Source organism: Jingyaoa shaoxingensis (genome assembly GCF_014385005.1).
Classification (GTDB): Bacteria; Bacillota; Clostridia; order Lachnospirales; family Lachnospiraceae; genus Marvinbryantia; species Marvinbryantia shaoxingensis.
Genome location: NZ_JACRSZ010000033.1, coordinates 1 through 9,528, shown reverse-complemented (window position 1 = coordinate 9,528; position 9,528 = coordinate 1). Strand labels below are relative to the sequence as shown.

The window sequence follows — 9,528 nt, the reverse complement described above, 5'->3', positions numbered from 1 at the left end:
GGACGCGACTTTGTTCACCAAGGTAAAATCGAAATTGATGTAAACGAAAGGGCAGTTTTTATCAGAACTCAAGGCTGCTTTTTCGTTTACACCAACTCCGATTGTTTCCTTAACAGTTTATAGACTTCTCGTATATATATTTTACCACATACTTTTTCCAAAGGCACTGACTTCTCAACCCTTAATTTTCATCTCTGCTATTATACGTTCTTCCCTCTGTCTCTCTTCACAATAATCCCAGAAGTCTTTCAATGCTTCCTCATCCGATTTCCACGGCAATGGTATGGGATCCAATTCATCTAATCGCTTCACAAGTTTGCGTACCTCTTCGGTATCGAACTCCTCATCACTTGCCTCCATTACATAAAAATCCAGTTTTTCATTTATCATTCTGATTTCTTCGTCTTTGGTCATGTTAAAGTGCTATGTAAATTTGTTATTAAATTAAATTGTGCGTGAATCAGGCAAATTTGAATTTAGCGATTTCTTTTTCCGGTATTCTCTGTCCCACGGATTTCCTCATGATAGAAATAATCTACGATCACCGGATGCCCCTGCGGGACTCTGCCATAAGGCATTTCATTATCCACAAAGGCACAATCATACTTCTTAGCCATTTTCTCAGCTTTTACTTCAAGTGCTTCAAAGTAGCTACGGTTATGCTTGTTATAGATCTCGTCGTAAAGTGGTACAAGATCAGGATATTTTCCGGCGATATAATCCATAATTGTCTTTTTGAAACCGCCTCGAAGATTGAGATTTTCGAGCCAGAACAGATCGCACTGATCCTTTACCCGCTCAAAGATCGCTTCAAAGTCCGTGATACCGGGAAATACCGGGGATACGAAACAGACTGTACGGATCCCTGCTTCATATACCTGCTTCATAGCAGCGATACGACGCTCAATGCTTGAAGCAGAGTCCATATCGTTCTTGAAATTTTCATCCAGTGTGTTGATCGACCATGAAACGGTCACTCGTCCAAGCTTTTTCAGCAGATCAATATCCCGTACCACAAGATCAGACTTTGTGCAGATCAGAATATCTGCGTCACTGCCGATCAGCTGCTCCAGAAGTTTTCTGGTATTCCCGAATTGCTCCTCCTGTGGATTGTAGCCATCTGTCACAGAACCGATGACCACCCGCTGTCCGGCATATTTCTTCGGATTTTTAATTTCCAGCCAATGCTTCACATCAAGGAAAGTGCCCCATTCCTCCTTGTGCCCGGTAAAGCGCTTCATAAAAGAAGCATAGCAATACTTGCAGGCATGTGTACAGCCCACATAGGGATTGACCGAGTAACCGCTTACCGGCAGACTAGACTTAGTCATGATGTTCTTTGTTTCCACCTCACGAATGAGGATTCCATTTATTACTTCTTCCATGATTTCTGTACCTCTAACACTTTATTAAATTCTTCCGGCATTTCCTGAATCATATTTTCATCCCCTATGATAGGGACAAGGTCTTCCTTCATAAACACCGGAATGCCGAGCTTATGTGCCTGGTCCGCCAGAGACCATGCCCATTCCGGCTCCGTATGAATCTTCCTGTTCTGAGCTCCGGTCATGGTGCCGACAACGATCCAATTGATTCCGGAAAGGTCAACTGTGCCGGGATCGTCGAATAACGGCTCAAAGGTAACATGGTAATGTTTTGCTCTGACGTTTTTCCGAAGGGCGTCGATACGCCACAGTTCTGCTTTCCTCGTCACCGTAACGCCAAACCATGCGTTTTCCAGATCGGTATCAAAATCCAGCAAATCAGGTTGCTTGGTAAGGAACAGGAACTGATGCTGCGAATTTTCACGGATCTTTGCAAGTACCTCGTCTCTCCATTCCGGCTTCCATCCGGAGAGATCGCTCATCCCGGTAAGAAGAAAGTTCTGCGGACGTTTCTTTTCCATCATCTTGAGCTTACCCGGAAAGAATTCAGGGTTAGCGAAGTCATCAATCATATGCCAGCGTTTCACGTTGTTGCGGGCATAGCAATATGTACACCCCACTGTGCAGCCGATGACAATATTCATGTTCTGAATCTGATCTTTGATACAAATACTCATGACTTCTGCCACTCCTCAAGATTCTTTCTGATGCGGTCGAGGCATTCCTCAAACCGGATAATTTCTTCCTCTGAAAAACCTTTGTAGTAAATACTGCCCATCTCATCAGATACAGAATCGTACTCGCCCTTTAAGGCATGTGCTTTCTCAGTCAGAAACAGGAGCGTTTTCCTTTTGTCCGTTTCAGACTGAACACGGCTTATCAGCCCTTGATTTTCCATTCTTTCCAGCATCGTAGTAAGAGATGTTATCGCTAATCCGCATTTAGTCGAGAGTGACCTGATTGAAATACCATCCTTCTGCCACAGCACATAAAGAATACGCCCCTGGGCTCCATTAAACGCATCAATATTCTTTTCACTGAGAATCTTCTCGAAAATCCGGTCTCCAAGCTGTTTTATTTTGGTAACAAGAAATCCTCCATTCATTTCCATACAAAAGCTCCTATATAGTAGTTTATCAAAAACATACTATATAGGAGCTTTATTGTCAACAGTTTATATGTCTTAATAGGTAAATTCCGTTTTTTTCGATTCTCCAAACTTGAATTGTTCGAGCTTTTCAAATACTAACGTCCTTAATTCTGTTCAATAATTGATTTATAGTAGTTACCAAAGTCAGCAAGTGAATTAACAATTGGAAGCATTTTTGTTCCGAGTTCCGTTAAGCCGTATTCAACTCTCGGTGGCTGCTCATGGTAATCGTGGCGATATGCCAGCCCATCACTCATCATTTGTCTTAAACTATCTGTCAAAACCTTTTGTGAAATACCATCTATACTTCGTTGTAACTCATTGAATCTCCATGGACGCTCTTTCAAGTTACGCAAAATCAGCAGTTTCCATTTTCCTCCGATAAGAGATACTGCTGTTGCAACTGGGCATTCCGGTAATTCTTCTTTTGCTCGCATAATTCTCACCTCCGAGTCTATTGTAACACATTCATTTTTGAGTGTACAGTTACAAAAAGGTGCGTACTTGTTTTTGTATGTGTCTCACACTATACTAATACCAAGCAACCAGAAACTACAAATTAACTATGGAGGTATTATTATGGCAAATTACACAAAAACAACTATTGGAAAGGAAAACCGAATTGAGCTGCATGAAAAGTTGTCTTTAACAGGTGCAGAAATCAGTTTAAACGAACTACCTGCAGGAGCAAATGTCCCATTTGTTCATTCTCATAAAGAAAATGAAGAAATCTATGGAATTCTTTCAGGTAACGGCAAAGCCATAATTGATGGAGAAGAAATTAGCCTTTCAACTGGAGACTGGCTAAAAATCGCACCTACTGCAAAGCGTCAGTTTTTTGCATCCGATATTTCTGGAATTACTTATATCTGTATTCAGGTAAAAGAAAATTCTCTGGAACATTTTACAGCAGAGGATGCCGTAATCGGCTAATTAAAAGTATTTATTTACAAAAATGCACAGTTCACGATAAGCTAAGAACTGTGCATTTCTTTTTTGTTCAATATTACGTTTTCTCAATTTTTCAAACAAGAATTTTCAAATTAGTCTTTGCAAATAACCTTTGAACCTTCACCGTCAATTACAATTCCCTGACGGTTGTTAATTGGGCATAGATTCAAATCCGAAAACTCAGTCATTATTTTCTCGGTAACTTTCTTAAATGGTGCTGTAAGATAATGCGGAAGAACATAGAAATCAATCAAATCAAGCCCTGCATCATCTTCTTGTGAGTAATCCTCCGGCTTTTCATCCATTTGCTGGATATATTGGATGCTTGGAGCGCATATAATTGCGCCTGCCGACTCGCCGATCATCAATTTTCCATTTGCCAATTCCTTTTTCAGCAGCCCATCAGTTCCCGTTTTACGGAGCCGGTCCATAAGAAAAAAAGAATTTCCGCCGGTAAAATATATCACATCTGCATCTTCAAAAACAGACTGTATCGTTGAATAAGCCTCCGTTGAAATATCAATTTCAGTTACGATTGCTCCCAACTTTTTGAATAATTTTCGAGCCGAGCCGACATAACCGGTGTAGCCTTCACGCAGCGAAGCTGTTGGAATAAATGCGACTTTCTTATTTTCAATTTCTTCCTTTATCAGACTTCCTACACTTGAAAAATGCGAACATAAAAATAGTTTCATCAATATTCTCCTTTATAAATCCCGATTGAGATTTCACCTGTTTTAAGAAATTTAATAACTGTTATATTTTATTATTAAATTCTTCGCACCCCCTTGAAAACACTGGATTTGTCGCAGGTGAGCTTTCCCTTATTATTTCCCTTGTGTTATATCGTCCCATCAGTGTTTATGCACTCTGATAAGGGCAAATACAAGGGCAAGAAAAATCTATAAGACAGTATAACACAAAATAAAAGTGACATGGTGAACTGATTGAAATGCTTCTTAATTTTTGCTACTACTGATTGATTAAATGATAAGGAGATGGGATACGATGAGAACAATATTTGCAGAATACAATCCACAGTGCAACAGCATTGATGTATATACTAATACGGGCTATATACTCCGTATTGATTGTTGGGAAGCAGAAAAAAATTTAAGAACCACACCTGGATCTGATTGTGCTTTGACATCGCTTGCAATCGATGAGCCATTAGAATATGCAAGGTTATATCTTGATGGGAATTTACAGATGTGGGTAGATGCTGAAGATTCATTAGAGTTATGATTATTCCAATCAAAATCTACTAGAATTTATTAAAAATTAGCTTCATAATTTTAAAAGGACAGCCCTATTGCTATGAGGCTGTCCTTAAAAATACAATAGATAAACCTAGATTATTCTTGCTACTATCTGATTGTTAAATTTTCTGTATTCCATATTGCAAATCTCCCTTTTCGCAATATTTTATTAGTATGAATGCCAGAATCGCTGAAAAAACACGTGCCAATACCGTACTCCACCATATCATAATCTGTCCACCAAATAAAGGTGGTAAAACAAGCATAAATATCAGCATCAATACTGGTTCAATGAATGTAAGAATGTATGACAATCCACTTTTTTCAGTAGCATAAAATCCAGCTGTCGCTATTCTGGTAATCGCAACAAATGGTAATGACACTAAAAATATAGGTACAATTTTAGAAATCTCAATACTTACTTCATAAGAAGCTCCGAAAACCCCTCCAATATTTGCTCTGTTTACATACATGATAATTCCACCACAAACAGCAAGAATTATTGCAAAAATGTATGCCATTCTCTGAACTCCTCTCAGGCTTTCTTGATCCTTCTCACCATAAAAACGGCTCATTAAAGGTTGACTTCCATCACCTACGCCCTGCAATATGAGATATATGATACAGATAATATAGGATACACATGCATAAGTTGCAATAGCTTTTTCTCCCCCATAAGAAGCGGAGAATCGGTTTATAAACACCAATGAAATATTAGGAGTCAATGCTAGCCCAAATGGTGCAAGACCTACTCTGAATATAGCGCCACACATTTCTTTTACATTTTTTAAGGATACATACACATAAAACTTTTTATTATATAATGCGTATATGATTGCAATTGCTGCAGTCACACCCTGTCCGGCTATTGTAGCTGTGGCTGCACCTTTCATGCCCATTTCATATATCCATACAAAGATAAAATCCAGAACAATATTGGTTATGAATCCACCAACCATCGCAAACATTGACCAGAAAGAGTTTCCATAATTTCTAATGAATGGCATCATTCCAGTTCCAAGAATCTGCAATATTGCTCCAAGTGCTATAATTTTGATATAATCTGTCGCATTTGTTAATATAATTCCATCTGCTCCAAGCAATCCTAAAATTTTAGACGAAAAGGAGTAAATAATTATGGTACTGATAACACTTACTATTACAAGAAGCCACCAGCTTGTAGCAATAAATTCTTCTGCCCGTTTTCCTTTCTTTTCTGCTGCATTAATTGAGTAATAAACAGCTCCTCCCATACCAATTCCTGTTCCAAGAGCCTGAATCAAAGCCACAATCGGATATGCAATATTAATAGCCGAAAGTCCAGCATCTCCTATGGTATTGCCTACAAAATATCCATCCACTATCGCATATATTCCTGATAATGCAAATGCTATAATAGATGGAATAACATATTTAAAAAATAATGATTTATGATTCATTTTTCTTACAATCTCCTTCCTTGAAAAGTCTGATAAACAGCTCTGTATTATCATTAAGACTTTCTATATTCTCTAATCCCATTTTTTCGATTACATATATTTCTTTTGAGTGCAGTTTTTCTATGATATCTTTCGTATATTCCATTCCTGATTCTGTGAGGCATATCAGCTTATTTCTCTTGTCTGAATCATCAGATACCATATTGATGTATCCTTTTTTCTGAAAATCTTTTAGTATCGTATTTACCGTTTGCTTAGGTATATTCCATTTTTCACTTATCATTTTCTGCGTGCATCTTCCATTACTTTCATAAAATGAATACAAAGCAAAAACTCCATTTGAAGACAGTCCCTGATCCTTTGACCATTCCTCATACATTGCTGTACATTCTTTCCATAAAGCATAATATCGTTGCAACTGTATTATCATATTATTATCTTTTCTCATCTTTTTTCTCCTTAAATTAGTACGAATCCGGACTTTTATAGTATAGTCCGCGTTCGTACTAATTGTCAAGATTTATTTATATACTTTTTCTTTATATAAACAATCAATAGTCCCTTACTAAGGACAGGAAGATTATGAAATTTCCCTATCCTCTTTTAATAATATCCTCGTTCTTCCATCCAGTCTTTCACATAACATCTGATTCCAATATAAATAATATGCGACAGTAATAGCAATACAATAAGATTTATCGGATTAGCGTTTTTAATCCATTCTCCAAAGTAAATTACAACAGCTGTACTCGTTATCGCTACCACGATACTGATGATATCCCAACAATATTTCCGGTAGATTTTTCCTACCTGATAACCAATCCCGATTATCAGCCACCCGGTTATTACGAATAAAATTGCCATGACAGTACCGGCAATCAGCCAGTACACAATCCCGGAAAGAATACTGTTAGGTATTCCACTGCTTAACTGTCCGAAAGAGTCTGCACCTGTCACAAACTCCCGAAATAAACTTCCCATTCCTTTTCCTAACGCACCGAAAAAGACGATACAGTCGTTAAGGAAAACCGGCGAAAGAATCGCAGTAAACAGTGTTGTTGTTATGCTGTACCATGCCAGTAGAAACAAGATACTTTCATAACCAATCGTCATATTTTTATATTTCTTTTCTAACTGGCTTTTACGGCTATCGCATTTTTCTTTTGCTTTCCGGTAAGCAGTACGGTCACATTTTTCACATTTCTCATAAGGCACTTTTTTCTCAACAGCTACCTCTACCGTCTTTTGGTGTGTCTGTGCATAAAGTTTTTCCTGCTCTGCTTTTTCATACTTAAATTTCCATGCCACGGCTTCTGCGTCGGCTCTTTTCCTGCTGTCTGTCTCGCTGGTCAATCGTTCCTCTGTTTGCCTTAATCTTGTCCGCAATGCTTCGATATTCTCGGCTCTGTTTTCGCTGTTCAATTTCTCGTTCAAGGTCAGCGATTCGCTTAGCTGCCTGTTTAGTTCCTGGATTGTCTGGTCTTTCTGATCCAGTTCGTCCTGCATCTGTTCGGTCATCAGCAGAAGTTCTTCCACCTGCCCGACGTTCTCTAAGTTTCTGCATTCGCTCATCGATCTCCCTCGCTTTCTCTATCTGCTGTTTAAGGTCAGCAATTCGCTGTTCTGTTTCTGCAATAAGCTGTTCTCGTTGTTCAGCTTCTGCGTTAATTCCTGCCATTGCTGATTCTCGTTTTCCAACTGTTCGATTCTGGTTTTCTGTTGCTCGATCTGTGAGAGCAGTTCTTCTGTATCTGGCAAAAGATTTAGCAGCCTGGATAATTCGCTGTTTAAGCTTTTTAAACTCTGGTTCTGCTCCTGAAAAGACAGGAGCTGCCTGTCCCGTTCCTGCAATTCCTGTACCATCTCTGCCATAAGATTCTGCTGTTCCTCGATCTGGTTTATCATTGTCTCCATCATGGGAATGACTTCCCGGCTTTCTTCTAATGTCACGCAATCGCTCCTTCCATTGTGTTAATGCACTGGATACTTTTCCAAAAGAAATCTGTATTTTATCCAGCAGTGCATTTTGTCTTTTTATGATCTGGTTTTCCTCTACTTTCCATGAAGTAGAGGATGTCTGTCCGTTTTGAAATTTCTCGTCAATTTTTCTGGCATCTGCGCCCTCATGGATCGTCGGTATCTCTAATTTTCCCTGCCTTGCATAAGAACGGTGGTCAATGTGATTTTCCGTTTTCAAATGTGCATTACAGACGTTTGCCCATTCGCTCCGCCATAGCTCACAATTTTTCGGATTGTTCCACCCGGTAGCATCGGTTAATACACGTTTCCACTGTTTGCGGTTCCTTGTCCCGACTTTCTGGACTCCATTTTCATCAAGTACGGGGATTCGGATTCCATGACGGTCAGGGTTCTTTTTATCCTGCCACCAGTCCGGATGGGATTCATCCACCACAATATTTCCATTTTCATCTCTGACAAACTCCCAATCCTTGATTTCTTTGTTCCCCCATGAGTGGTCTGGATTGAATGGTCGCATCGTCACAAGTAAATGCACATGGGGATTTCCATCTCCTTTATCGTGGATACTCCAGTCCGCACACATTCCCTTATCTACAAAGGTCTTTTGAATATATTCAGTTGTATAATCAATCTGTTCCTGTCGGCTCCATTCTTTCGGAAGCGAAAATTCAAATGACCTGCCGAGTTGTGCATCCGAGGTCTTCTCAATCTTCAAAACTTCATTCCATAAACGCTGTTTCTGAAAAGTAAGTTTAAATTTTCCCAGTGCAGCATCTTTGTTATCTGCTCTTTTATATCGGGCAGATTTCTGAAACCGTCTGATATTTTCAGCAGGTACGTTCAGCCATTCCTGTGGTGCATTTTCACACATCAACAGGCTGGTATAAACGACTTCTTTTTTGGCAGTGTAGTAGCTGATCCTGCCTGTTTCTTCATTTTTCATCACATCACCATTGAGATACGCAGATGCTGATATGATGGATTTCCCTTTGCTGCGTCCAACAATCTTTACTGTATAATGAAAAATCGCCATGCTCCGTTTCCCCCTTTCTGCCGTATCCGGCTTTGATTTCCGGCAGGTAACGTTTTCCCAAAAAGAAAATGGTATCTGCCGGAACGCCCTCTGCGTAAGAGTGCCCTGTGCATAACAGCCTGCATGGAATGCGCCCCTCTGGCGAAGAGTGCCTCCTGCGGCATGAGCAGGTCTGGCTGAAAGCCCCGCCGACGGAACGAGCCCGGCAAGCATAAGCGCAGACCGGTTGCCACCTGTGGCAAACTTATACGGACGACCTCTGGTTGTCCATAAGTGCGCCCTTCATGAAAAAGCAATGAAGGGAATGGAAAATCCACTCCCTCCGGCATTA

The 9,528-nt window shown here is 39.7% G+C and carries 12 protein-coding genes; 2 read left to right on the top strand and 10 right to left on the bottom strand.

The window, feature by feature from the left end; translation table 11 throughout:
- Positions 1-174: 174 nt before the first annotated feature.
- From H8716_RS16950 to H8716_RS16930, 5 genes are all read right to left on the bottom strand, one after another.
- The gene (locus H8716_RS16950) at positions 175-390 is read right to left on the bottom strand and encodes a histidinol dehydrogenase (protein ID WP_227700875.1); all 216 of its coding nucleotides are present in this window, start codon (positions 388-390) and stop codon (positions 175-177) included.
- 86 nt (positions 391-476) lie between these two features.
- Positions 477-1,385: a radical SAM mobile pair protein B gene (locus H8716_RS16945; protein WP_249310140.1), complete on the bottom strand. Its 909-nt coding sequence runs from the start codon at positions 1,383-1,385 to the stop codon at positions 477-479.
- Positions 1,373-2,062 (bottom strand): radical SAM mobile pair protein A, encoded by a 690-nt coding sequence (locus H8716_RS16940; protein ID WP_249310138.1) that lies wholly within the window; start codon positions 2,060-2,062, stop codon positions 1,373-1,375. The genes H8716_RS16945 and H8716_RS16940 overlap by 13 nt, the downstream gene beginning before the upstream one ends.
- The gene (locus tag H8716_RS16935; RefSeq protein WP_008704238.1) at positions 2,059-2,496 is read right to left on the bottom strand and encodes a radical SAM mobile pair system MarR family transcriptional regulator; all 438 of its coding nucleotides are present in this window, start codon (positions 2,494-2,496) and stop codon (positions 2,059-2,061) included. The genes H8716_RS16940 and H8716_RS16935 overlap by 4 nt, the downstream gene beginning before the upstream one ends.
- A gap of 143 nt (positions 2,497-2,639) precedes the next feature.
- Complete coding sequence (locus H8716_RS16930) at positions 2,640-2,972, bottom strand: winged helix-turn-helix transcriptional regulator (RefSeq protein ID WP_008373705.1); 333 nt, start codon at positions 2,970-2,972, stop codon at positions 2,640-2,642.
- 142 nt (positions 2,973-3,114) lie between these two features.
- Between H8716_RS16930 and H8716_RS16925 the strand changes: the two genes are divergently transcribed.
- Complete coding sequence (locus H8716_RS16925) at positions 3,115-3,468, top strand: cupin domain-containing protein (RefSeq protein WP_020993869.1); 354 nt, start codon at positions 3,115-3,117, stop codon at positions 3,466-3,468.
- A gap of 110 nt (positions 3,469-3,578) precedes the next feature.
- On the opposite strand, the gene H8716_RS16920 is transcribed toward H8716_RS16925, so the two are convergent.
- Positions 3,579-4,181 (bottom strand): Type 1 glutamine amidotransferase-like domain-containing protein, encoded by a 603-nt coding sequence (locus H8716_RS16920; RefSeq protein ID WP_021651673.1) that lies wholly within the window; start codon positions 4,179-4,181, stop codon positions 3,579-3,581.
- A 313-nt stretch (positions 4,182-4,494) separates the two neighbouring features.
- Between H8716_RS16920 and H8716_RS16915 the strand changes: the two genes are divergently transcribed.
- Positions 4,495-4,731: a DUF6061 family protein gene (locus H8716_RS16915; protein ID WP_002578301.1), complete on the top strand. Its 237-nt coding sequence runs from the start codon at positions 4,495-4,497 to the stop codon at positions 4,729-4,731.
- 133 nt (positions 4,732-4,864) lie between these two features.
- On the opposite strand, the gene H8716_RS16910 is transcribed toward H8716_RS16915, so the two are convergent.
- The 4 genes from H8716_RS16910 to H8716_RS16895 form a co-directional block, all read right to left on the bottom strand.
- A complete protein-coding gene (locus tag H8716_RS16910) occupies positions 4,865-6,184 on the bottom strand; it encodes an MATE family efflux transporter (RefSeq protein ID WP_109214827.1) in 1,320 nt (439 codons plus the stop codon).
- Positions 6,174-6,632: a MarR family transcriptional regulator gene (locus tag H8716_RS16905; protein WP_108817235.1), complete on the bottom strand. Its 459-nt coding sequence runs from the start codon at positions 6,630-6,632 to the stop codon at positions 6,174-6,176. The genes H8716_RS16910 and H8716_RS16905 overlap by 11 nt, the downstream gene beginning before the upstream one ends.
- Before the next feature lie 155 nt (positions 6,633-6,787).
- On the bottom strand, positions 6,788-7,537 hold the full coding sequence (locus tag H8716_RS16900) for a DUF6040 family protein (protein ID WP_009243742.1): 750 nt from the start codon (positions 7,535-7,537) through the stop codon (positions 6,788-6,790).
- A complete protein-coding gene (locus H8716_RS16895; RefSeq protein ID WP_009243741.1) occupies positions 7,476-9,197 on the bottom strand; it encodes a MobA/MobL family protein in 1,722 nt (573 codons plus the stop codon). Before H8716_RS16895 ends, H8716_RS16900 begins: the two co-directional genes overlap by 62 nt.
- Positions 9,198-9,528: the final 331 nt, after the last annotated feature.

What these genes read in the sequence shown, in the direction of transcription:
- H8716_RS16950 (WP_227700875.1), bottom strand. Translation starts at nt 390, where the DNA reads ATGATAAATGAAAAACTGGATTTTTATGTAATGGAGGCAAGTGATGAG.
- H8716_RS16945 (WP_249310140.1), bottom strand. Translation starts at nt 1,385, where the DNA reads ATGGAAGAAGTAATAAATGGAATCCTCATTCGTGAGGTGGAAACAAAG.
- H8716_RS16940 (WP_249310138.1), bottom strand. Translation starts at nt 2,062, where the DNA reads ATGAGTATTTGTATCAAAGATCAGATTCAGAACATGAATATTGTCATC.
- H8716_RS16935 (WP_008704238.1), bottom strand. Translation starts at nt 2,496, where the DNA reads ATGGAAATGAATGGAGGATTTCTTGTTACCAAAATAAAACAGCTTGGA.
- H8716_RS16930 (WP_008373705.1), bottom strand. Translation starts at nt 2,972, where the DNA reads ATGCGAGCAAAAGAAGAATTACCGGAATGCCCAGTTGCAACAGCAGTA.
- H8716_RS16925 (WP_020993869.1), top strand. Translation starts at nt 3,115, where the DNA reads ATGGCAAATTACACAAAAACAACTATTGGAAAGGAAAACCGAATTGAG.
- H8716_RS16920 (WP_021651673.1), bottom strand. Translation starts at nt 4,181, where the DNA reads ATGAAACTATTTTTATGTTCGCATTTTTCAAGTGTAGGAAGTCTGATA.
- H8716_RS16915 (WP_002578301.1), top strand. Translation starts at nt 4,495, where the DNA reads ATGAGAACAATATTTGCAGAATACAATCCACAGTGCAACAGCATTGAT.
- H8716_RS16910 (WP_109214827.1), bottom strand. Translation starts at nt 6,184, where the DNA reads ATGAATCATAAATCATTATTTTTTAAATATGTTATTCCATCTATTATA.
- H8716_RS16905 (WP_108817235.1), bottom strand. Translation starts at nt 6,632, where the DNA reads ATGAGAAAAGATAATAATATGATAATACAGTTGCAACGATATTATGCT.
- H8716_RS16895 (WP_009243741.1), bottom strand. Translation starts at nt 9,197, where the DNA reads ATGGCGATTTTTCATTATACAGTAAAGATTGTTGGACGCAGCAAAGGG.